General features: G+C 74.0%; 16 protein-coding genes. 4 read left to right on the top strand and 12 right to left on the bottom strand.

Going from position 1 to position 21,917, the window contains the following annotated elements; all coding sequences use genetic code 11:
* Positions 1 to 141: 141 nt before the first annotated feature.
* Positions 142 to 1,281, top strand: a complete 1,140-nt coding sequence (locus ACF073_RS06605; RefSeq protein ID WP_392067247.1) for a magnesium and cobalt transport protein CorA — start codon at positions 142 to 144, stop codon at positions 1,279 to 1,281.
* 422 nt (positions 1,282 to 1,703) lie between these two features.
* On the opposite strand, the gene ACF073_RS06600 is transcribed toward ACF073_RS06605, so the two are convergent.
* The 6 genes from ACF073_RS06600 to ACF073_RS06575 all read right to left on the bottom strand — a co-directional run bounded on the left by ACF073_RS06600 (position 1,704) and on the right by ACF073_RS06575 (position 10,504).
* Positions 1,704 to 3,014, bottom strand: coding sequence for an ABC transporter substrate-binding protein (locus ACF073_RS06600; RefSeq protein ID WP_392067246.1), 1,311 nt, complete (start codon positions 3,012 to 3,014; stop codon positions 1,704 to 1,706).
* Positions 3,011 to 4,114 carry a hypothetical protein gene (locus ACF073_RS06595; RefSeq protein ID WP_392067245.1) on the bottom strand — a complete coding sequence of 368 codons (1,104 nt, stop codon included), beginning with the start codon at positions 4,112 to 4,114 and terminating at the stop codon, positions 3,011 to 3,013. Before ACF073_RS06595 ends, ACF073_RS06600 begins: the two co-directional genes overlap by 4 nt.
* Positions 4,111 to 5,703, bottom strand: coding sequence for a VWA domain-containing protein (locus ACF073_RS06590; RefSeq protein ID WP_392067244.1), 1,593 nt, complete (start codon positions 5,701 to 5,703; stop codon positions 4,111 to 4,113). Before ACF073_RS06590 ends, ACF073_RS06595 begins: the two co-directional genes overlap by 4 nt.
* Positions 5,704 to 5,732: 29 nt before the next feature.
* On the bottom strand, positions 5,733 to 7,982 hold the full coding sequence (locus ACF073_RS06585; protein WP_392067243.1) for a tetratricopeptide repeat protein: 2,250 nt from the start codon (positions 7,980 to 7,982) through the stop codon (positions 5,733 to 5,735).
* Positions 7,979 to 9,670: a trypsin-like peptidase domain-containing protein gene (locus ACF073_RS06580; RefSeq protein ID WP_392067242.1), complete on the bottom strand. Its 1,692-nt coding sequence runs from the start codon at positions 9,668 to 9,670 to the stop codon at positions 7,979 to 7,981. The genes ACF073_RS06585 and ACF073_RS06580 overlap by 4 nt, the downstream gene beginning before the upstream one ends.
* Positions 9,671 to 9,859: 189 nt before the next feature.
* Positions 9,860 to 10,504: a phosphoribosyltransferase gene (locus tag ACF073_RS06575; protein WP_392067241.1), complete on the bottom strand. Its 645-nt coding sequence runs from the start codon at positions 10,502 to 10,504 to the stop codon at positions 9,860 to 9,862.
* A 158-nt stretch (positions 10,505 to 10,662) separates the two neighbouring features.
* On the opposite strand from ACF073_RS06575, the gene ACF073_RS06570 reads away from it, so the two are divergent.
* Together ACF073_RS06570 and ACF073_RS06565 are read left to right on the top strand one after the other, a co-directional pair.
* The gene (locus ACF073_RS06570; protein ID WP_392067709.1) at positions 10,663 to 11,436 is read left to right on the top strand and encodes a polysaccharide deacetylase family protein; all 774 of its coding nucleotides are present in this window, start codon (positions 10,663 to 10,665) and stop codon (positions 11,434 to 11,436) included.
* Between the two features lie 280 nt (positions 11,437 to 11,716).
* Complete coding sequence (locus ACF073_RS06565) at positions 11,717 to 12,157, top strand: SRPBCC family protein (RefSeq protein ID WP_392067240.1); 441 nt, start codon at positions 11,717 to 11,719, stop codon at positions 12,155 to 12,157.
* Between the two features lie 157 nt (positions 12,158 to 12,314).
* On the opposite strand, the gene ACF073_RS06560 is transcribed toward ACF073_RS06565, so the two are convergent.
* The 6 genes from ACF073_RS06560 to ACF073_RS06535 form a co-directional block, all read right to left on the bottom strand.
* On the bottom strand, positions 12,315 to 12,953 hold the full coding sequence (locus ACF073_RS06560) for a LysE family translocator (protein ID WP_392067239.1): 639 nt from the start codon (positions 12,951 to 12,953) through the stop codon (positions 12,315 to 12,317).
* Positions 12,954 to 13,010: 57 nt separating this feature from the next.
* The gene (locus ACF073_RS06555) at positions 13,011 to 14,162 is read right to left on the bottom strand and encodes an XdhC family protein (RefSeq protein ID WP_392067238.1); all 1,152 of its coding nucleotides are present in this window, start codon (positions 14,160 to 14,162) and stop codon (positions 13,011 to 13,013) included.
* A 47-nt stretch (positions 14,163 to 14,209) separates the two neighbouring features.
* Positions 14,210 to 15,670: an NCS2 family permease gene (locus ACF073_RS06550; RefSeq protein ID WP_392067237.1), complete on the bottom strand. Its 1,461-nt coding sequence runs from the start codon at positions 15,668 to 15,670 to the stop codon at positions 14,210 to 14,212.
* A gap of 209 nt (positions 15,671 to 15,879) precedes the next feature.
* Entirely contained in the window at positions 15,880 to 18,264 is a 2,385-nt protein-coding gene (locus tag ACF073_RS06545) for a xanthine dehydrogenase family protein molybdopterin-binding subunit (protein WP_392067236.1), read from the bottom strand.
* Position 18,265: 1 nt separating this feature from the next.
* Positions 18,266 to 18,847 (bottom strand): (2Fe-2S)-binding protein, encoded by a 582-nt coding sequence (locus ACF073_RS06540; protein WP_392067235.1) that lies wholly within the window; start codon positions 18,845 to 18,847, stop codon positions 18,266 to 18,268.
* Complete coding sequence (locus ACF073_RS06535; RefSeq protein WP_392067234.1) at positions 18,847 to 19,740, bottom strand: FAD binding domain-containing protein; 894 nt, start codon at positions 19,738 to 19,740, stop codon at positions 18,847 to 18,849. The genes ACF073_RS06540 and ACF073_RS06535 overlap by 1 nt, the downstream gene beginning before the upstream one ends.
* 356 nt (positions 19,741 to 20,096) lie before the next feature.
* Between ACF073_RS06535 and ACF073_RS06530 the strand changes: the two genes are divergently transcribed.
* Positions 20,097 to 21,770, top strand: coding sequence for a PucR family transcriptional regulator (locus tag ACF073_RS06530; protein ID WP_392067233.1), 1,674 nt, complete (start codon positions 20,097 to 20,099; stop codon positions 21,768 to 21,770).
* The last annotated feature ends 147 nt before the right edge of the window (positions 21,771 to 21,917 follow it).

Here is a 21,917-nt window from a genome sequence, read left to right as displayed (position 1 = left end):
GCCCCGCGCGGACACCGTCGGTCCGCCACTCTCACCGGTCCCCTGCCGGGCCGCACGCCCGGCCCGGCCGCGCGCGGATATCCTGCTCGCACCCCGGCCGGGTGTTCACGGGGTACGCGGACTCCACGGAGAGGCGGCCCGATGTCCGATCGGTCCCACGGCAAGAACGGCGGACGCAGGTCCGTCTGGCGCCGCGCCCCCGCCCCGCCGCAGCCCTCCGCCGCCGAGCCGCCCGGGTCCGCCGCCGAGGCCGCCGAGCCGGCGAGCACCGTGCGGGCCGCGCTCTACCGCGACGGCGTACGGGTCGCCTCCCCCGCCACGCTCGCCGAGACCTACCGCGCGCTGCGCGAGCAGCCCGCGGGCATGGCATGGATCGGGGTCACCCGCCCCACCGGGGACGAACTCCAGTCGCTGGCAGCCGAGTTCGGGCTGCATCCGCTCGCGGTCGAGGACGCGATGGAGGCACACCAGCGGCCCAAGCTGGAGCGCTACGGCGACACGCTGTTCGTCGTCCTGCGGGCGGCCCGCTACCTCGACGCGCCGGAGGAGGTGGACTTCGGCGAACTGCACGTCTTCGTCGGCCCCGACTTCGTCATCACGGTCCGGCACGGCGCGGCCCCCGACCTCTCGGCGGTCAGGCACCGCATGGAGGAATCACCCGACCTGCTGGGCCTCGGCCCCGAGGCGGTGCTGTACGCGATCCTGGACGCGGTGGTGGACGACTACGCGCCCGTCGTGGCCGGCGTCCAGAACGACGTCGACGAGATCGAGACCGAGGTGTTCCGCGGCGACCCCGAGGTCTCCCGCCGCATCTACGAACTCTCCCGGGAGACGGTCGAGTTCCAGCGCGCCACCCGCCCCCTCGTCGGCATGCTGCACGGCCTGATGGCCGGGTTCGCCAAGTACGAGACCGACGAGGAACTCCAGCGCTATCTGCGGGACGTCGCCGACCACGTCACCCACATCAGCGAACGCGTCGACGGCTTCCGCCAGGCCCTCACCGAGATCCTCACGGTCAACGCGACCCTGGTCACCCAGCAGCAGAACGCGGAGATGCGGGCTCTGGCGGAGGCGGGGTTCGAGCAGAACGAGGAGATCAAGAAGATCTCGTCCTGGGCGGCCATCCTCTTCGCCCCCACGCTGGTGGGCACGATCTACGGGATGAACTTCGAGAACATGCCGGAGCTGGGGTGGGGGTTCGGGTATCCGTTCGCGATCGTGCTGATGGCGGTGGTCTGTACGAGCCTGTACGTGATCTTCAAGAAGCGGGACTGGCTGTAGCGATCCACCGCACAAGCTTGATCGACTTAACGCAAGCGAACTGTGGACAACGCCCGCCAGAGGCCCCGTGGGGAGATGCGCCGCGGCAGGGAGCCACCGCAGCCGTCATCAACCACTGCATGAGGAGCCGGAACGCAACGAGACCCGGGCCTCATGCACGCGATGGCGGAGGTCATCCGCTTCACCACAGCAGAGATGTCCTTCACCGGCCTGCGGAGGTGTCGGCTCACTCTGCTCGTTGATGTCGCCGGCGTGCGCGATGCCGTCCGCGCGCACAGCGCGGCACCGGCGACGGGTAGCGGGTCCGGCTCACCCGCGCGCGCTCGTCACCTCCGCCGGGAGGTCGGCAGGAAGGCCGACGGCGCGGGCCCGTCTGCCGTGGGCGCTCACCGATGGTCGCGGCGGGCCGTGCCGTGTCCGGTTCAGCTGGTGCGGTCGCAGACCGATGGCAGCCAGGTCAGGCCCCGGGTGGCGCTGAGGGTGTCGAGGGAGCGCAGCAGGGCGTCCAGGTGGGCGGGGTGGGCGAGGAACTCGATCGTCGCCTCGGCGAACGCGTCCCGTACCGCGGGCGGCATCGCGTCGGAGGCGTCGAAGCAGTGCGCCGTCCGCTCGTCGCGCAGGGCGAGGGCGAGCGAGCGGTGCCAGGCCGAGCCGGTGCCCCCGTCGGCGGGCCGGATGCCGCCGTGCACGGAGAAACCGGACTCCTCGGCGGTCCAGGCGCGTTGGGCGTCCGCCGAGGCGAGATGGGCGATGAGTCTCTTCGCCTGCGGGGTGGCGTGCAGCAGGGCGACCAGGTCCCCGGAGACCTCCCACGCGCGCGGCGCGGGCGCCCCGAAGATCAGCTGGGCGGAGGACTCGTAGCGGCCGTCGGCGTGCTCCCAGACGGGCTGGTTGCGGGTGAACGACGCCTGGTGCTCCAGCGTGCAGCCCCGCGGGGTGGCGGCGACCGGTTCCGAGGCCCGCTGGTACGGCGTTTTCAGGGCCCGCCGCACCAGGTCCGGGGCGCCGCCCGCGCCGACCAGGTCGCGCCAGGTGCTCCATGCCCCCTTCACCTGGTCCGACCGCCAGGACAGCTCGCCGCGCGCCCACCGCTCGTAGACGCCCGCGCCGTACCGCTGGAGCAGGATGTCCTCGATCCAGTCGGTGCCGGGCCAGCCGCTGGTGGCGCCGGAACCCACGCCGACGCACCACTGGCCGGGCTGGTGCGCCGCCGCTTGGCGCTGCTTCTCGCCGACGTCCGCCGGGTACCAGACGATGCTCTTCACATCGGCCTTGAGCGGGAACCAGTACACATGCCCGTCCGCCAGCGGTGTGGCCCAGGAGCTGCCGAAGTCGGCCTGGTCGACCAGGCCGTCGAGGGCGACGAGGTGCTTCTGCCGGGCGTACTCGGCGAGTTCGCCGGGCCCGGTGAGCACCACCACGTCGGGCGGGGTCCCGGCCTCGACGTCGGCGCCGAGCACCTGGCTCTCGGCGTTGCTGCCCTGGTAGTCGACGCGGATGTGGTGCTCGCGCTCGAACGGTTCGATGACCGCTTCGCGGAAGCGGGTCGCGTCCTCGCCGGTCCAGTTGGCCAGCAGGGTGACGGTCGGCTCCTGCCCGAGGGCGCGTACGCCCACCACGACGGCCGCCGCCAGCAGGGCCAGACAGCTCGCGATCACCGTGAGGACGCGGCCCGGGCGGCGGGCGGGGTGGGAGCGGGCGGCGGTCTCGGGGCCGCCGGGGCGCGCGCTCACCGGGGCCTGAACCGGTAGTCGTCGATGTGCCGCCGCAGGCCCGTCTCGGCCAGTGCCATGAGCAGGACGCCTCCTATCAGGATCCACACCGCCGCCGCCGCGCGGAATCCGGTGTGCGCCAGGTACCCGCCGGTGCGCCGCCCGGCCTCGGGGATCAGCCGCCCGGGCAGCGGCCCGTCGAGCAGGGCACGGGTGTCCGCCATGCCCTGCCGGGTCCATACGGTGAACAGCACGGCGGTGCCGACCCCGGCGAGCAGCAGGACCGCGGCGGCCAGCAGCGGGCGGTTGTAGCGGCGCCGGAAGCGGTGCCGCAGGAAGAGCTGGGTCTCCAGCAGCGCGGCGCCGAGAGCGAGGGCCAGCAGCAGGCTCGCGCCCCAGGCGAGCCACAGCGCCGGGCCGAACGAGGTCTGCCCGCGCACGGCGGCCCGCTGCTGTCCGCGCAGGGCCTTCAGACGGGCCTGTACCCCGGAGCCCTGCTCCGTCAGGATGCCGGTGGCGTAGCTGAGGTAGGCCTCGCGCAGCACGCTGCCGTCCGGCTGGAGCTGGGACTGCTGGACCTTGACGGCGTAGACGGTGATCAGTCCGGCGACGGTCTGCAGGGCCTGCCGGCCCGCGGGTCCGCCGGTGTCGTCGTCGGCGGCGGCGGCCGACAGGCTCTGCGCGGCGACCGAGATCTGCTTCTGGAAGTCGCTGGTCGGGGCCGGCGCCCCGGCGTCCCGCTGGGCCTGGCCGAGCGCGTACAGCGCCGTGTCGAGGGACAGGACGGCCGGGGCGCTGGAGGTGCGCAGGGGGTTCGCGTCGCCGTGCACGCCCTGGTACGACACGAACAGGGAGAGCGTGAGCAGGGCCGAGAGGGCCAGCAGCAGCGTGCGGCGGACGGCGAGGTCACGGGCGGTCGTGCTGCCGCCCCGCGGTGGCCGCGGTCCGGCGCCGCGGAGCCGGGCGAGCAGCCGGGCCGGGCGGCGGGGCGGGCGCCCTGGCGTGCGGTGCGGTGCGGTGCGCCCCCGCGGGTGCGGCGCGGTGTCGGAGCCGGTGTCGGCTCGGCCGGCCCCGCCTGTTCCCGCGCCCGCGCCGGGCGGCGTGCCCGTCTCGGCGGTCATGCGGGCGCCCCCCGCAGCAGCCGCCCGCAGTCACCGCCGCAGTAGACGGAGTCGGCCGGGCCGAGCCATCGGCAGTCCGGGCACTCGACGAGCCCGTCGGCGCGGACGGGCAGCCCGGCGAGGGCGGGTTCGGGCGGGGGCGGAGCACCGGATCCCGGGGCTCCCGGCGGGCCTGAGGGGCCGGTGCCGGCGGAGGCGGGGCCGGGTACCGCCGCCGGCGCCGCGGCCGCCTGCTGCTCCGGCGGGGTGGTCAGCGCGCTGGAGAGGATCAGGTGCTGCCAGTCGACGTCCTTGAGCCCGGAGCGGACCCGGCCGGTGCCCGGCGCGGCCTCGATCAGCCGGAGCGCGCCGAGCAGTTGGGCGTCGCCCAGTTCCCCGGCCAGCGCGAGGGCGCGGGCCAGGGCGCGGTCGGCCGTGTCGCGGCTGTCGGTGCCGCGCAGCCAGGCCCGGTAGGCCTGCGCGACGGCGGCGCTCGCCCGCTGGTACAGCTCGTGCCTGCGGACCCCGGGGTGCTGCCGGGAGGCGTCGAGCGGGTTGTCGGTCCAGCGCACCAGGACGGGCTGCGGTGCGGGCAGCCGCACCGGCCGCCGTGCGTCGGGTACGACGATCTCCACGGCGGCCAGCTGGAGGTCCTCGCCGGTCTCGCGGCCGGTCGGGTCGGCTGTCAGGACGACCTGGAAGTGCCGTACCTCGTCGCCCCAGGCGCGGGTGACGTACTCGGTGCCGCGCCCGCCGGATCCGGCCGGGACGGGCGGCAGTTCCTGCTCGTGCGGCACCACCTGTGTGACCTGGCGGATCGCGGTGCCGGGGGTGGGGGTGAGCCTGATCCGCAGTTCGGGCACCGCGGTGCCGAGCAGGCCGGCCACCAACTCCTCGTAGGCGGCGGCGAGTTCGGACTCGGCGCGCACGGCCCGGGCGCGGCCGTGCAGCCGCCGGGTGATGCGCAGCAGCAGCTCGGCGTCCCAGTCGTCGCCGATGCCCCAGGCGTCGCAGACGAACCGGCCGGCGCAGGCGTCGAGGACGGTGTCCAGCGGCCGGTCGGACCGGTGGTCGTGCTCGTTGCGCCCGTCGGTGAGCAGCAGGACGTGTTTGACGGGGGCGGGCTGGTCCTTGAGCAGGCGCCGGGCCAGGTCGAGCCAGGCGCCGAGGGCGGTGCCGCCGTCCGCGTCCAGGATCCGTACGGCCCGTTCGGCGGCCTCGCGTTCGCCGGGACCGGCGACGGCGAGCACCTCGCGGCCGGGCCCGGGGTGGACCACGCCGGCCTCGAACCGTCCGGAGAGCACGGCGAAGGCGGTGCCGTCGGGAAGCATCCGGACCGCGGCGACGGTGGCGTCCTTGGCCGCGTGCAGCTTCGCGGCCGGGTGCAGCATCGAGCGGGAGGTGTCGACGATCAGCACCTCGGCGAGGGCGGGCCCGGTGCCGGGGGCGGGGGCACCGGTGTGCCCGGCGCCGGACGGGCTCCTGACCCCGATCTCCAGGATGGCGTGCATCTCCCGGTCGGGGTGGTGCCCGGACGCGTCCGGCGCGGCGGGCAGTTCCTTCTGCTGGCCGACCGCGAGCGTCACCTCGGTCTCCTCGGTCGTGGTCATCGCTGCCTGCCTCCGCGTCGCGGGTGTGGTCAGAAGGTGGTCATCGGCCGCACGGCGTGGGCCAGGTCGAGCAGCCGGCCGTGCTCGCGGGCGGTGCGGGCCTGCGCGGCCAGTTGTCTGAAGGACTGTTCGAGGCGGGTGCGCAGGCTGTCCTCGTCCCCGGGTCCGAGGAGGTCACCGGCGGGGAAGTCCGGCCCCCAGCCCTGGTCCGGCCTGCCGTACAGGGCGTTCTCGCGGACCTCGGCGACCAGCCGGGCCCGGGACTCGCCGGCCGCGGCCCCGCCGTCAAGGCGCAGTTCGGGCAGCCGCCGGGCCGCGTCCCGCAGGCCGGCCGGGGCGGGCGGGGTGCCGTGCAGGACGCCGGCGCGGATGCGGACGGCGGCGATGCGGGCGGCGTCGTGGTGCCGGGACGTGGCGGGCACCTCGTCGAGGATGCGGACGGCGGCGTCCCGGTCGCCGCCGGCCAGGTGGCCGCGGGCCAGGCCGAACGCGGCGGCGGTGTGCGCCGAGTCCCGCCTCCAGACGGCCTCGTAGTAGCGCATGGCGCGGTCCCGGCGGCCGTCCCCGGTGTGTTCGGCGCAGTGGCCGAGGGCGAGCTTGGGCACGTACTCGCCGGGCAGGGCCCGGTAGACGGCATCGAAGCGGACGCCGGCCAGCCGCACCTCGCCCTTGCTGAGGTGCAGCACGCCGTGGTGCCAGGCGATCCGCCAGTCGTGTGCGGCGGCGCGTTCGCCGAGCTGGGTCTCGGCCTCGGCGAGCCAGCTCTCCGCCGCGTGCCGCTCGCCCTTCCTGAGGTAGGCGCGGCACAGCCACAGCGCGGTCTCGGGGGTGCCGAGGCGGGATTCGCGGGGCCACTGCCGGGCGACCCGGTCGGGGGCGTCGGGCGGGAAGGTGTCCAGCAGCAGGGCGGCGCCGTCGCCGGGGTCGGGGACGGGTTCGGGCAGGGCGCCCGCCACTTCGGCGGCGGGGGGCGGGGAGACGTCCAGGCCCGCGGGGTGGTCGCCGGGGCGGCCGGTCCAGTGGCCGAGGGCGGGGATCGCGCCGAGTCCGGCGTCGAGGCTGGCGCCGGACGCGCGGAACCGGGTGGAGCTCTCCGGCAGCTGCTCGCCGAACTGCAGCGAGCGGAACTCGCGCAGCACCTCCCACAGCTGGCGGGACATCTCGGCGGCGGAGCGGAACCGGGCGCGGGGCTCGGCGTGGGTGGCGCGGGCGATGAGCCGGCGGAAGGAGTCGGGGGCGAGGCCGCGGGCCGGTTCGGTGGTACGGGCCAGGGCCTGGAGGGTCATGCCGACGGTGTAGAGGTCGGAGTCGACGTGCCAGCCGCGGCGGTCGATCTCCTCCTTGGGCGGGGCGAAGCCGGCCGTGTAGACGTAGGCGGAGTCGCGGTCGCCGACGGCGCGGACGGCGCCGAGGTCGATGACCTTGACGGCCCGGCCGAAGTGGATGACGTTGGCGGGCTTCATGTCGCAGTAGAGCAGGCCGCGTTCGTGCATGTACTGGAGGGCGCCGAGGATCTTGCAGCCGTAGCTGAGGACGTGGTCGAGGCGGGGCCGGCCGTGGAAGATCCGCTCGGCGTCGTCGGCGTCGAAGAGCTGCTGCAGGGAGCGTCCGCCGATGTAGTCCATGACCAGGTAGCCGGTGGGCGGGCGGCCGGGTGCCTGGTGCTCGGCGTAGGTGATGATGCGCACGATGTCGGGGTGGTGCAGGTCGGTGAGGGAGCGGCGCTCCTCCACGGCGGTGCGGCGGGCCAGTGCGTCGTGCACGTTGATCTGGCCCTTGAGGACGACCCGGTAGCCGTCGGCGCGGGTGTCCTCGGCGAGGTACACCCAGCCGAGGCCGCCGTGGGCGAGGCAGCCGAGCACCCGGTAGTGGTCGGCGACGACGTCGTCCTGGGCGAGCTGGGGCAGGAAGGAGTAGGGCGTGCCGCAGCGGGGGCAGCGGCCGGTGGGGCGGGCGGGCTGGCCGCCGTAGCCGATGCCGACGGTCATGGTGCAGCCGTCGGCGCCGCAGCGGCGGCCCCCGGTGGGCGGGCGCGGCTCCTCGACGAGCACGTCGTCGGGGACCGGGACCTCGGGCAGTACGACCAGTCCGTGCTGGTCGAGTCCGCCGATGCCGGCGACGGCGTGGACGGCCGCCGGTCCCGGGGTCTCCTCGGCGGTGCCGGCCGGCGGCCGGGGCCGCGGCGCGGTGTGCGGCTCGGCGTGCCGGTGGCCGCAGGTGTCGCAGTAGCCGGTGGCCATGACGCGGCCCGCGCAGCCGGGCCGGACGCACGAGGTCATGACGCGCCTTCCTCTCCGGACGCGGTGGCGGAGCAGAAGCCGACGAACCTCTCGACGGCGGCCTCGGCCCGTTCGATGTCGCAGGGGGTGTGCCGCAGCAGCGCGAGGGCGTGTTCGTAGAGCCGGTACGCCGCCATGACCCGGTCGCCCTGCGCGGCGGCCCGCTGCCGGCACAGCGGCCACTCGGCGCCGACCCGGCCGAGGAGTTCCTCGCGGCGGCGCAGCCGGGCGTCGAGCATGGCGACGGCCTTCTCCAGGCGTCGCCTGCGGCGGCCGACGGCGGCCTCGAAGGTGAACAGCTGGTCGGCGCGGCCGGGTTCGCGTTCCTGGTCGGGGGCGTGGGCGACCCAGGCGCGCAGCATCCGGGTGCGCCGTACGCCGGCCTCGGCCCGGTCCAGCAGCGGCCGGCCGCCGGGCCGGGGCAGCACGCGGTCCCGGCAGGCGTCCAGTCGGGGCCCCAACTCGTCGGTGATCCGGTCGAGTTCGGTGTGCAGGCGGGCCCAGCGGTCGCGCAGCGGGCGGTGCACGAGGGTCTCGGCGGCCCGGGCGGCGCGTTCGCCCGGGCGGCGGTAGGCCAGCAGCAGCCGGGCGCCCTGGCGGGCGAGCCGGTCCAGCAGGTCCAGCAGGTCCTCGGGGTCGGCGGCCTGGTCCACGGCGACCAGGACGGCGGCGAGCGGGAGGCGCAGGGTGCCGAGCCGTTCGGGCCGGGGGTCGTCGCGGATGCCGAGGCGTTCGGCGATCCGGTCCATGACCTCGGCGGCCGTCAGCCCCTTAACGTCGAGGGCGAGGTCGTGGGCGCCGGCCGGGGGCACGGTCTCCGGCGGGTCGTGGCTGACGGCGCTGGTGTTGCGGAGGGTGCGCAGTTCGCGGTCGGCGAGGGTGACGGCCCGTTGCAGGGTCCAGGCGCGGTCGCCGCGTGCGGGGACCACGGTGACCAGCACCGGCCAGCCCTCGCCCCGGAACCAGGAGGCGAGTTCGGTGGCGAAGGGCACGTCGAGCCGGCCGGCGGCGCCGCCGGTGCCGGTGCGCAGCCGGGGGTCGACGGCCTCGGCTCCGTCGGTCCAGGCGGCGGCCTGCGGGAGGTGGCTGAGGATGGTCTCGGTGGGGCTCATGTAGCTGAAGGCGGAGCCGGGGCCCTCGTCGACGCTGAGGACGATGCCGATGACCTGGTCGGTGGCGTGGTCGACGACTCCGCCGCCGCTGAAGCCCGGTGCGGCGAGTTCGCCGGGGGTCAGCGGGCGCAGCTGCACCTGGCTGTCCCGGCCGCGGGCGGCGACCAGGGTGGCGCCGTGCCAGCGTCCGGCGTCGTCGCCGTCGGGGAAGCCGTACATGCTGACGGGGCCGTGCGGGGCGGCCAGCCGGTAGAGCCGGGTGGCGTGCTCGGCGGGCAGCGGTGCGGCCAGGCGCAGCAGGGCGAGGTCGCCGCTGCGGTCGCCGAAGGCGTCCTCGCGTCCGGGTACGTGCTCGTCGGGGCGGACGGTGGCGGGCACGGCGGCCAGACCCGGTACGCCGACGAGGCTGATGGTGTAGCGGTGGCCGGGGCTGACGACGTGTCCGGCGGTGAGGACCCGCTCGGCGGCCAGCAGCACGCCCGCGCCGAGGACCCGCCCGTCCGGCGTCTCGATGCGGGCGATCCAGGACGGTGTCCGTAAGCGCGATGCGACGACTCGCTCCCCCGTGCGCGTCATGGCCCCGAGGTTACTCCGGGTACCCGCCCGGTACCACTGGTGTGCACGGGGTCGTCGCGGAGGACCGGGGGCGGGGGCCCGTGAGTGGGGTGAGGGATGCCTGGGCCCGGCCCCCGCCGTCCGCGCCGCGCTCGCGCCGCGGATCGCGCCGGTGCCCCTGCCGGACGAGGGGGGGCGCCGCCGCGCTTCTCAGACCCCTCGCAGGGCCGTCACCACCTCGGCATCGCTGAGCTGCTCGAAGTCCTCGTACCACTCGCCGACCGCGGCGAAGCCGGCCGGGCGGTGGGGGCAGACGACGGCGTCGGCCTCGGCGGCGAGCGCGGCGAGGGAGCCCGGGGCGCCGACCGGCACGGCGAGGATCAGCTGCCCGGGGCCGCGGCGCCGGACGTGGCGCAGGGCGGCGCGGGCGGTGGCGCCGGTGGCCAGGCCGTCGTCGACCAGGATCACCGTGCGGCCCGTCACCTGCGGCGGCGGGCGCTCGCCGCGGTAGCGCCGCTCGCGGCGGTGCAGTTCCTGGCGTTCGCGGGCCACGTCGGCCGCGAGGGAGTCCTCGGTGAGACCGAGGCGGCCGAGGGTGCGTTCGTCGAAGAGCGGCGGGTCGTCCGCGGCGAGGGCGCCGACGGCGAACTCCCGGTGGTGCGGGGCGCCGATCTTGCGGACGACGAGCACATCGAGCGGGGCACCGAGCGCGCGGGCGACGGGCTCGGCGACGGCGACCCCGCCGCGGGGCAGGGCGAGGACGAGGACCGGGCCGGCGAGGGCGCCCCGGTCGCGCAGGTCGACGAGGAGTCCGGCGAGTCTCCGGCCGGCTTGGGCACGGTCCCGGAAGCGCATGGGTGGTCCTTCCGCCGGGGGTTTTTCCGCCCCCTCCCCATGGTGCTACGCCCTCGTCACACCCGGCCGGGAATTCGAACGCATGCACTATACATGCAGTGTATAGTCCGGGCATGCACTTTTCGACCGAGACGATCCCGACGCCGGATCACGCGACCATGAAGATGCGCGGAACGGGCCGGAGGTTGCGTGGCTGGGCCCTCGCGTCCGCCGCGGCCTGCCTGGCGCTCACGCTGTCCGGCTGCGCGGAGGTCGACACGACCGCGCCGAGCGCCGCGCGCGCCGAGGCGGCGCACGGGGCGCCGGCCCGGTTCGGGACCGTCGACTGCCGCGAGGCCAAGTGCATCGCGCTCACCTTCGACGCGGGGCCCAGCGAGAACTCGGCGCGGCTGCTCGACATCCTCAAGGAGAAGAAGGTCCCGGCCACCTTCTTCCTGCTGGGCAAGCGGCACATCGAGAAGTACCCGGAGCTGGTCAAGCGGATGGCGGCGGAGGGCCACGAGGTCGCGAGCCACACCTGGGACCACAAGATCCTCACCCGCATATCCGACGCCGAGATACGCGCGGAGCTGAAGCGGCCCTCCGACGCGATCGAGCGGCTCACCGGGCACAAGCCGACGCTGATGCGCCCGCCGCAGGGCCGCACCGACACGAAGGTGCACGAGATCAGCAAGGAGCTGGGCATGGCGGAGGTGCTGTGGAGCGTGACCGCCAAGGACTACACGACCAACGACTCGGCACTGATCACCAAGCGCGTCCTCGACCAGTCGTCCCGGGACGGGATCATCCTGCTGCACGACATCTACCCGGGGACCGTGCCGGCCGTGCCGGGCATCATCGACGCCCTGAAGGCGCGCGGCTATGTCTTCGTCACGGTCCCCCAGCTGCTCGCCCCCGGCAAGGCCGAGCCCGGCAAGGTGTACCGCCCCTGACCCGGCCGTGACCCGGCCGCGCCGCGCCGCCCGGGACAGGGCCCCTGCGGTCGGCCGGCGCCGGGACGCGCCGCACGGCCCGGTGCCCGGCGCGGGCCGCCGGCCGCCCGGCCCACGGCAACAACGGCGGGAACGGCGGCAGGTGCGTAAGCCGGGCCGGCCCGCCACCCCGCGCGCCGCCCGTTTCCGCTACGACGCCGCACGGACACCCGCTGTGCGAGCGAGCCGAGGCGGAGCGGGAATGCGCAGGTGACCGGCGTTCATTCCCTACGATCGTGCCGTGCCCACCTTCACCTTCGAACGTACGGCTCCGCTCCCGCTCGACGAGGCGTGGCGCCGGCTCACCGATTGGCCCCGCCACGCCGACGCGGTCCCGCTGACCCGGATCCGGATGCTCACGCCGCCGCCGACCCGGGCGGGGACGCACTTCGTGGCGCGCTCCGGGCTCGGCCCGTTCGCCTTCGATGACGTCATGGAGGTGACCGTCTGGCGTCCGCCCGCCGACGGCGAGGGCGGCCTGTGCCGGCTGGAGAAACGGGGCCGGACGGTCCTCGGCTGGGCGGAGATCGAGGTCCGCCCGGGACCCGGCGGACGCAGCCGGGTGGTGTGGCGGGAGGAGCTGCGCGTCCGGTTCCTGCCCCGCGTCTTCGACGGCGTCCTGGAACGAGCGTCCCGCCTGATGTTCGGCCGCGCGGCGAACCGGCTGCTCAGACGGGCGTGACCCGGTACGCGGGCCCGGGGTGCGAAGCGGGCTCGGCGGCCGTGCGGACCGGTGAGCGCGGCCCGGGCGGTCGGGCCCCGTACGGGCCGGTCACGGGCGCGTGCCCCGTCGCGGCGTCTGCCGACGGCCGCCGCCGACAGGCGTGGCACGCCCCGGTTCAGTCCCCGCGCCCCGTCACGGCGACCGTCACGCCCAGGCCGATCATCGTCAGGCCGCCCGCTCCGCCGACCGCGGACAGGCGCCGAGGCGAGCGGGCGAACCAGTCGCGGGCGGCGGAGGCGGCAAGGCCCCAGACGGCGTCGGAGAGCAGCGCGATGGCGTTGAAGACCAGTCCGAGCAGCAGCATCTGCGCCGGGACGGGGCCCTGTTCCGGGTCCACGAACTGGGGGAGCACCGCGGCGAAGAACACCATCGTCTTGGGGTTGGCCACGCCCACCGCGAACCCCTCCCAGAGGGTGCGCAGGCCGCCGCGGGCCGGGCCCGGCTCCGCGATCGCGGCCCTCAGCGAGCCGCGCCGCCGCCAGGCCCTGACGCCGAGGTACACCAGATAGGCGGCGCCCGCGAGCTTGAGGGCGGTGAAGACGAGGACCGAGCGCTCGACGAGCGACCCGATGCCGAGCGCCACGGCGACGACGAGCAGATACGCGCCGAGCGTGTTGCCGGCGACGGTGGTCAGCGCGGCCCGGCGGCCCTGGGCCAGGGCGCGGCCGACCACGAACAGGACGCTGGGCCCCGGCACCACGATGAGCAGGAAGGACAGGGCGGCGAAGGCCGCCAGCCGGTCGGTGGACACCATGGCGTCATGCAACACAGGGGCCGCGCCGGACGGCAAGCCGTTTTCCCGGCGGCGGCCTCAGGCCACCGACCCGATCCGCACCGCGGTACGCGCCGCCGGGTCGTGGTGGATGGGGGTGTGCGCGCCGGTCAGCGAGACCCCGCTGCCGCCGCGCCGGCCCGCGACGATCTCCGCCGCGATGGACAGCGCCGTCTCCTCGGGCGTACGGGCGCCGAGGTCGAGGCCGATCGGCGAGCGCAGCCGGGCCAGTTCGAGTTCGGTGACGCCGACCTCGCGCAGGCGTTCGTTGCGGTCGAGGTGGGTGCGGCGGGAGCCCATCGCGCCGACGTAGGCGACCGGCAGCCGCAGCGCCAGCCGGAGCAGCGGTACGTCGAACTTGGCGTCGTGGGTGAGGACGCACAGGACGGTACGGCCGTCGGTCTCGGTGCGCTCCAGGTACCTGTGCGGCCACTCCACGACGATCTCGTCGGCCTCGGCGAACCGGGCGCGGGTGGCGAACACCGGGCGGGCGTCGCACACGGTGACGTGGTAGCCGAGGAACTTGCCGACCCGGACCAGCGCCGAGGCGAAGTCGATGGCACCGAAGACGATCATCCGGGGGGCGGGTACGGAGGACTCGACCAGGACCGTGAGCGGGGCGCCGCAGCGCGAGCCCTGCTCGCCGATCTCCACGGTGCCGGTGCGGCCCGCGTCCAGGAGGGCACCGGCCTCGGCGGCCACCGTGCGGTCCAGCTCGGGGTGGGCGCCGAAGCCGCCGTCGCAGGAACCGTCGGTGCGGACGAGCAGGGCCCGGCCCCGCAGCCGCGCCGGGCCCTCGGCGATCCGCGCGACCGCCGCCGCCTCCCCACGGGCGGCGGCGGCCAGCGCGGCCGCGAACACCGGCCGGGCGGGACCGTCCGCCCGGACCGGTGTGACGAGGATGTCGATGATTCCGCCGCAGGTCAGACCGACGGCGAAGGCGTCCTCGTCGCTGTACCCGAAGCGTTCGAGCACGGTCTCCCCGTCCTCAAGCGCCTGCCGGCACAGCTCGTACACGGCGCCCTCCACGCACCCGCCGGAGACCGAGCCGATGGCCGTGCCGTCGGCGTCCACCGCAAGGGCGGCGCCGGGTTGGCGCGGGGCGCTGCCGCCGACGGCCACCACGGTGGCGACGGCGAAGTCACGGCCCTGCTCGACCCACCGGTTCAGCTCCTCGGCGATGTCCAGCATCTCTCGGTCTCCTCACGGGTTGCGTGGCAAGGGCGTCGGGCGGGCGGCTAGTGGACGCCGAGCCAGCCCTCGATCGGATTGAGCGCGAAGTAGATCAGGAAGACGACCGTCAGACCCCACATGAAGGCCCCGATCTCGCGGGCCTTGCCCTGGGCCGTCTTGATGGCGACGTAGGAGATGACGCCCGCGGCGACACCGGTGGTGATGGTGTACGTGAACGGCATCAGGACGACGGTCAGGAAGACCGGGATGGCGGTCGCGCGGTCGGCCCAGTCCACGTGCCGGGCGTTCATCAGCATCATGGCGCCGATGACGACCAGCGCCGCGGAGGCGACCTCCTGCGGGACGATCGCGGTCACCGGGGTGAAGAACAGACAGGCCGCGAAGAACAGGCCGGTGACGACGGAGGCGAGACCGGTACGGGCTCCCTCGCCGACGCCTGTCGCCGACTCGATGAACACGGTCTGTCCCGAGCCGCCCGCCACACCGCCGATCGCGCCGCCGGCGCCGTCGATGAACAGCGCCTTGGACAGGCCCGGCATCCGGCCCTTGTCGTCGGCCAGCCCGGCCTCGGTGCCGACGCCGATGATGGTGGCCATCGCGTCGAAGAACCCGGCGAGCACGAGCGTGAAGACGATCATGCCGACGGTCATCGCGCCGACCTTGCCCCAGCCGCCGAACTCGACGTGCCCGAAGAGCGAGAAGTCGGGCATCGAGACCGCGCTGCCGTGCAGGGCCGGGGCCGAACCGCTGGCCCACTGCTTGGGGTCGATGACGTCGAGCCCGTTGAGGACCGCGGCGACGACGGTGCCGGAGACGATGCCGATCAGGATGGCGCCGGGCACGTTGCGGGCCTGGAGCATGAAGATCAGCAGCAGGGTGCCGGCGAAGAGCAGGACCGGCCAGCCGGCGAGTTCGCCGGCGGGGCCGAGGGTGACCGGGGTGGCCTTGCCCTGGTGCACGAAGCCGGACTTGTAGAAGCCGATGAGGGCGATGAAGAGGCCGATGCCCATCGTGATGCCGTGCTTGAGCGCGAGCGGGATCGCGTTCATGATCATCTCGCGCAGCCCGGTGACGACCAGCAGCATGATGACGGCGCCGTACATGACGCACATGCCCATGGCCTGCGGCCAGGTCATCTCCGGGGCCACCTGCGAGGACAGCACACCGGAGACGGAGAGGCCGGCCGCCAGGGCGAGCGGCACCTTGCCGACGAAGCCCATCAGCAGCGTGGTGAAGGCCGCGGCGAACGCGGTCGCGGTGATGAGCGCCTTCTGGCCCATCGTGTCCCCCGCCGCGTCCTTGCCGGACAGGATCAGGGGGTTGAGCAGGAGGATGTAGGCCATCGCCATGAAGGTGGTGATGCCGCCGCGGACCTCTCGCGAGACCGTGGACCCTCTTCTGGATATGTGGAAGTACCGGTCGAGCCAGGACCGCCCGGCCGGGACGCGACTGCCGTCGGCGGCGTCCTCGGCTGCGGTCCTCGGCTCCACTGACTGCTGGGTCATGGGCCATCTCCCAAGGTTCACAGGGGCACCCGTGCAGCCGCGCTCGCGGCCACGGGATTTGGGGAATGGACGACCCGGGGGACGGCCCGAGACGAACAGAATTCCAGGTACTTCGAGGACCGCGAGCGGAGCGGCGCTCAAAGGGGTTCCTCCGGGCGGCGCGGCGGAGTGTGTGACGTTCCCTGCGCCGCCCGGAGAGCTGTGGGGTGTTACGCGGACCCGGTGAGGTGCTCGGGCCGGACCGGAGTGCGGTTCAGTTCGAGACCGGTCGCGTTCCGGATCGCCGCGAGGACGGCCGGGGTGGACGACAGGGTCGGGGCCTCGCCGATGCCGCGCAGCCCGTACGGGGCGTGGTCGTCGGCGAGTTCGAGCACGTCGACCGGGATGGTCGGCGTGTCGAGGATGGTGGGGATCAGGTAGTCCGTGAAGGAGGGGTTCCTGACCTTCGCCGTCTTGGGGTCGACGATGATCTCCTCCATCACGGCCACGCCCAGGCCCTGCGTCGTACCGCCCTGGATCTGGCCGATGACGGAGAGCGGGTTGAGCGCCTTGCCGACGTCCTGCGCGCAGGCCAGCTCGACGACCTTGACCAGGCCGAGCTCGGTGTCGACCTCGACGACCGCGCGGTGGGCGGCGAAGGAGTACTGGACGTGCCCGTTGCCCTGGCCGGTGCGCAGGTCGAAGGCCTCGGTCGGCCGGTGCCGCCACTCCGCCTCGATCTCGACGGTCTCGCCCTCCAGCACGTCGACCAGGTCGCCGAGGACCTCGCCGCCGTCGGTGACGACCTTGCCGCCCTCCAGCAGGAGTTCGGCCGTCGCCCAGGCCGGGTGGTAGGAGCCGAACTTGCGGCGCCCGAGTTCCAGGACCTTCTCGCGGACCAGCTCGCAGGCGTTCTTCACGGCGCCGCCGGTGACGTACGTCTGCCGGGAGGCCGAGGTCGAGCCGGCCGAGCCGACCTGGGTGTCGGCGGGGTGGATGGTCACCTGGGTGACACCCAGCTCGGTGCGGGCGATCTGCGCGTGGACGGTGACACCGCCCTGGCCGACCTCCGCCATCGCGGTGTGCACGGTCGCGACCGGCTCGTCGCCGATGATCTCCATGCGCACCTTGGCGGTGGAGTAGTCGTCGAAGCCCTCGGAGAAGCCGACGTTCTTGATGCCGACCGCGATGCCCACACCGCGTACGACGCCCTCGCCGTGCGTGGTGTTGGACAGGCCGCCGGGCAGCTGCCGTACGTCGGCGCCCTCGCTGGACTCCCACTGGCGCTCGGGCGGCATCGGCATCGCCTTGACGCGGCGCAGCAGTTCGGCGACCGGGGCCGGGGAGTCGACCGGCTGCCCGGTCGGCATGATGGTCCCCTGCTCCATCGCGTTCAGCTGCCGGAACTCCACCGGGTCCATGCCGAGCTTCTTCGCCAGTTTGTCCATCTGCGCCTCGTAGGCGAAGCACGCCTGGACCGCGCCGAAGCCGCGCATGGCGCCGCAGGGCGGGTTGTTGGTGTAGAGGGCGATGGCCTCGATGTCGACGTCGTCGATGACGTACGGGCCGACCGAGAGCGAGGAGGCGTTGCCGACGACCGCCGGGGAGGCGGAGGCGTAGGCGCCGCCGTCCAGGACGATCTTGCACTTCATGTGCGTGAGCTTGCCGTCCTTGGTGGCGCCGTGCTCGTAGTAGAGCTTCGCCGGGTGCCGGTGGACGTGCCCGAAGAAGGACTCGAACCGGTTGTAGACGATCTTCACCGGCTTGCCGGTGCGCAGCGCCAGCAGGCAGGCGTGGATCTGCATCGACAGGTCCTCGCGCCCGCCGAAGGCGCCGCCGACGCCGGCCAGCGTCATCCGCACCTTCTCCTCGGGCAGGCCGAGGACGGGGGCGATCTGCTTGAGGTCCGAGTGCAGCCACTGGGTGGCGATGTAGAGGTGGACGCCGCCGTCCTCCTCCGGCACGGCGAGGCCGGACTCGGGGCCGAGGAAGGCCTGGTCCTGCATGCCGAAGGTGTACTCGCCCTTGACGATCACATCGGCGCGCTCGGCGGCCGCCGCCGCGTCGCCGCGGACGATCGGCTGGCGGTGCACGATGTTCGGGTGCGGGACGTGGCCGATGTGGTGGTCGTCGCGGCCCTCGTGGATGAGGATCGCGTCCGGCGCGGTCGCGGAGGCCTCGTCGGTGATGACGGGCAGCTCCTTGTAGTCCACCTTGATCTTGGCGGCGGCGCGGCGGGCCGTCTCCGGGTGGTCGGCGGCGACGATGGCGACCGGCTCGCCGTGGTGGCGTACCTTGCCGTGCGCCAGGACCGGGGTGTCCTGGATCTCCAGGCCGTAGTTCTTCACCGCGGTGGGCAGGTCGTCATAGGTCAGGACGGCGTACACGCCCGCCATGGCGAGGGCCTCGGAGACGTCGATCGAGACGATCTCGGCGTGGGCGACGGTGGAGCGCAGGATCTGGCCCCACAGCATGTCCTCGTGCCACATGTCGGACGAGTACGCGAACTCGCCGGTGACCTTGAGGGTGCCGTCCGGGCGGAGTGTGGACTCGCCGATGCCGCCCTTGGTCTGCGAACCCTGCGTGATCTTCGTAGGAGCGCCGTTGGCGGGCATGTCAGACCCCCTCTGACTGGCGGGCCGCGGCCAGGCGGACCGCGTCCATGATCTTCTCGTAGCCCGTGCAGCGGCACAGGTTGCCGGACAGCGCCTCACGGATGTCGGCGTCGGTCGGGTTCGGGGTGCGCTCCAGGAGTTCGTCGGAGGCGACCAGGAGGCCCGGGGTGCAGAAGCCGCACTGGACGGCGCCGGCGTCGATGAACGCCTGCTGGACCGGGGAGAGTTCGGTGCCCTCGCCGGTCTGCGAGTCGGTCCCCTTGGCCTGCCATCCCTTGGCCGCGTCGAGCGAGGTGCCGCAGGCGCCGGTCGCGCAGCCGCCCTCGGCGCGCTGCTTGGCGAAGTCGGCGAGGCCCTCGACGGTCACGACGTCGCGGCCCTCGGCCTGGCCGGCCGCGACCAGGCAGGAACAGACCGGCACGCCGTCGAGGCGGACGGTGCAGGAGCCGCACTCGCCCTGCTCGCAGGCGTTCTTGGAGCCGGGCAGACCGAGGCGCTCGCGCAGGACGTACAGCAGGGACTCGCCCTCCCAGACGTCGTCGGCCTCCTGCGGACGTCCGTTGACGGTGAAGTTGACACGCATTACGCAGCTCCCTCCGAGACGCGGCGGGCGCCGCGGTAGGACTCCCAGGTCCAGGTGAGCGTCCGGCGTGCCATCACGCCGACCGCGTGGCGGCGGTAGCTCGCGGTGCCCCGGACGTCGTCGATCGGGTTGCAGGCGGCGGAGCACAGGTCCGCGAACTGCTTGGCGACCGACGGGGTGATGATCTTTCCGCTCTCCCAGAAGCCGCCCTCGTCGAGCGCCGCGTTCAGGAACTCTTCCGCCGTCTTCGCCCGGACGGGCGTGGGGGCGGCCGAGCCGATGCCGGTGCGGACCGTACGGGTCTCGGGGTGCAGCGCGATACCGAACGCGCACACGGCGATGACCATGGCGTTGCGGGTGCCGACCTTCGAGTACTGCTGCGGGCCGTCGGCCTTGTCGACGTGCACGGCGCGGATCAGCTCGTCGGGCTGGAGCGCGTTGCGCTTGACGCCCTTGTAGAACTCGTCGATCGGGATCAGCCGGGTGCCCCGGGCCGCCGACTCCACCTCGACCTCGGCGCCGGCCGCGAGGAGGGCGGGGTGGGCGTCGCCGGCGGGCGAGGCCGTGCCCAGGTTGCCGCCGACACCGCCGCGGTTGCGGATCTGCGGGGAGGCGACCGTGTGCGAGGCGAGCGCGAGGCCCGGCAGCTCGGCACGGAGGTTCTCCATGATCTTGGTGTACGGGACGGAGGCACCCAGCCGTACGGTGTCCTCGCCGACCTCCCATTCGAGGAGGTCGCCGACGCGGTTGAGGTCGAGGAGGTACTCGGGCCGGCGGTGGTCGAAGTTGATCTCGACCATCACATCGGTGCCACCCGCAATCGGCACAGCGGTGGGGTGCTCGGCCTTCGCGGCGAGCGCCTCCTCCCAGCTGGCGGGGCGAAGGAAGTCCATGACCGGCTCTCTTCTTCTTCGTCTCGTGAGTCGTGCAGATTGAGCCAATCCGTGTGCGGCGGGCCCGGCTCGTTCATGTCCTGTTAACGCGGAGTGGACTCAGTACACCGCTCTGTGCTCCAGCGGGGTCAGTCACCGAAACCATGAAGGAGTTGGCTGGCCAGGGTGGGCATCTTGTAGATTCGTATGAACAGAGGTCATCGGCAACCTCTTCGTTTTCCCGAGGAAACACGGGAAACAGCCCTGGGACCTCGGAAGGCGTCCCCGAGCGGCCGGTTCCGGTTGCCTCCCGGTGGCCCCAGAGCCATCTTCCAAGATCCATCGTAGGTTTCGAGACAAAGAACGGCGGCGACGAAATGCGGCTGCGCGCACTGCTGGACACCGATGCGCTGGGGCTGCGGCTGCTCGGCGGCGAGGACGAGCTGGACCGCGCGGTGCGCGGGGTCATGACCACCGACCTGCGCGACCCGAGCCGCTACCTCTCCGGCGGCGAGCTGGTCCTGACGGGCCTGGCCTGGCGCCGGGACTCCGCCGACTCCGAGCCCTTCGTCCGCATCCTGGTGCAGGCCGGGGTGGCGGCCCTCGCGGCCGGCGAGGCCGAGCTGGGCGATGTGCCGGACGACCTGGCGCTGGCCTGCGCGAAGCACCGGCTGCCGCTCTTCGCGGTGCACGAGTCGGTGGCGTTCGCGACGATCACCGAGCATGTGGTCCGGCAGGTCTCCGGCGAGCGCGCCGGAGACCTGGCGGCCGTCGTGGACCGGCACCGGCGGATGATGACCTCGGGCCCCGCGGGCGGCGGCCCGGACGTGGTCCTCGACCTGCTCGGCTCCGACCTCGACCTGCGCGCCTGGGTGCTCTCCCCCACCGGACGGATGATCGCCGGCTCCAAGGAGGCGGGTCCGGCGCTGCCCGCCGAGGCATGCGCCCGGCTCGCCGCCGAGCACCTGGCGGCCACCCGCACCGGCCGGCGCGGCCCGCACCGGGTGCTGCTGGGCGGCAGCACGTACTCCCTCTTCCCGATCCGCTCCTCCGGCCGCGCCCCGCAGGCCGCCCGCGATGTGCGCGAGACGGTCCTGTCGGACTGGCTGCTGGCCGTGGAGGCGGACGCGGGCGACTGGCCCGGGGAGCGGCTCGACCTGCTCCAGGGCGTCACCCAGCTGATAGCCGTGGAGCGGGACCGCCGGGACGCGGCCCGCACGGTCCGGCGCCGACTCGCCCAGGAGGTGCTCGAGCTGGTGCAGACGGGTGCCGCGCCCGCCGAGATCGCCGCCCGCCTCCGGGTGGCGGCGCCGGTGCTGCTGCCCGGGCTCGGGGCGGCCCCGCACTGGCAGGTCGTGGTGGCCCGGGTGGAGTGGGCGGGCGAGGACGTCGAGGGCGGCCCGGTCGCCCAGTCGCTCCTGGAGGAAGTGCTGGTCGACCCGCTGGCCACCGGCCCCGAGCCGTCCGACCGGATCGCCGTCGCGCACACCGGCGACGAGGCGATCGCGCTGGTCCCGCTGCCCGCGGTCGCCGCGGAGCACGACGGCTCGGAGACCGGTCTGCTCGCCGACTCCCTGCTCCAGGCGGTGCGCGAGCCGCTGTCCGCGGGCCTGAACGACGACGGCCGGCTGACCCTCGGCGTCAGCGCCGCCGTGCACTCGGCGGAGGGCCTGCGCGGCGCCCTGGAGGAGGCCAGGCACGCCCGCCGGGTGGCCGCCGCCCGCTCCGGCCGGGTGTGCGCCGCCGGGCACCAGGAACTGGCCAGTCACGTCCTGCTGCTTCCGTTCGTTCCGGACGACGTGCGCCGCGCGTTCACGGCCCGCCTGCTGGACCCGCTGACGGACTACGACCGCCGGCACCGGGCCGAGCTGATCCCGACCCTGGAGGCGTTCCTCGACTGCGACGGCTCCTGGACCCGCTGCGCCACCCGTCTCCACCTGCACGTCAACACGCTGCGCTACCGGGTGGGCAGGATCGAGCAGTTGACGGGACGGGACCTCTCCCGCCTCGAGGACAAGCTGGATTTCTTCCTGGCGCTGCGCATGAGCTGAGGTCGGCGGGGGCGCCCGCCGGCCAAACCCGGTCACGCCCGCGCCCCACGACTTTGTGAAATCTTTCACCCACCCTCTTGGCCGGGCCCCGCGATTGGTGCTGGAATGCCGCCACCACTCAACAGCTCGATGGCGCGCTCGGGGAGG

Source organism: Streptomyces sp. NPDC015171, assembly GCF_043079545.1.
Lineage (GTDB): Bacteria > Actinomycetota > Actinomycetes > Streptomycetales > Streptomycetaceae > Streptomyces.
This window is presented reverse-complemented; position numbering and strand designations above follow the sequence as displayed.

Bases quoted from the DNA above. Each gene is read 5' to 3' on its own strand.
- ACF073_RS06575 (WP_392067241.1), bottom strand. From the start codon at position 10,504: ATGCGCTTCCGGGACCGTGCCCAAGCCGGCCGGAGACTCGCCGGACTC.
- ACF073_RS06540 (WP_392067235.1), bottom strand. From the start codon at position 18,847: ATGCGTGTCAACTTCACCGTCAACGGACGTCCGCAGGAGGCCGACGAC.
- ACF073_RS06580 (WP_392067242.1), bottom strand. From the start codon at position 9,670: ATGACGCGCACGGGGGAGCGAGTCGTCGCATCGCGCTTACGGACACCG.
- ACF073_RS06595 (WP_392067245.1), bottom strand. From the start codon at position 4,114: ATGACCGCCGAGACGGGCACGCCGCCCGGCGCGGGCGCGGGAACAGGC.
- ACF073_RS06555 (WP_392067238.1), bottom strand. From the start codon at position 14,162: ATGCTGGACATCGCCGAGGAGCTGAACCGGTGGGTCGAGCAGGGCCGT.
- ACF073_RS06550 (WP_392067237.1), bottom strand. From the start codon at position 15,670: ATGACCCAGCAGTCAGTGGAGCCGAGGACCGCAGCCGAGGACGCCGCC.
- ACF073_RS06560 (WP_392067239.1), bottom strand. From the start codon at position 12,953: ATGGTGTCCACCGACCGGCTGGCGGCCTTCGCCGCCCTGTCCTTCCTG.
- ACF073_RS06535 (WP_392067234.1), bottom strand. From the start codon at position 19,740: ATGGACTTCCTTCGCCCCGCCAGCTGGGAGGAGGCGCTCGCCGCGAAG.
- ACF073_RS06530 (WP_392067233.1), top strand. From the start codon at position 20,097: ATGCGGCTGCGCGCACTGCTGGACACCGATGCGCTGGGGCTGCGGCTG.
- ACF073_RS06605 (WP_392067247.1), top strand. From the start codon at position 142: ATGTCCGATCGGTCCCACGGCAAGAACGGCGGACGCAGGTCCGTCTGG.
- ACF073_RS06570 (WP_392067709.1), top strand. From the start codon at position 10,663: ATGAAGATGCGCGGAACGGGCCGGAGGTTGCGTGGCTGGGCCCTCGCG.
- ACF073_RS06585 (WP_392067243.1), bottom strand. From the start codon at position 7,982: ATGACCTCGTGCGTCCGGCCCGGCTGCGCGGGCCGCGTCATGGCCACC.
- ACF073_RS06590 (WP_392067244.1), bottom strand. From the start codon at position 5,703: ATGACCACGACCGAGGAGACCGAGGTGACGCTCGCGGTCGGCCAGCAG.
- ACF073_RS06545 (WP_392067236.1), bottom strand. From the start codon at position 18,264: ATGCCCGCCAACGGCGCTCCTACGAAGATCACGCAGGGTTCGCAGACC.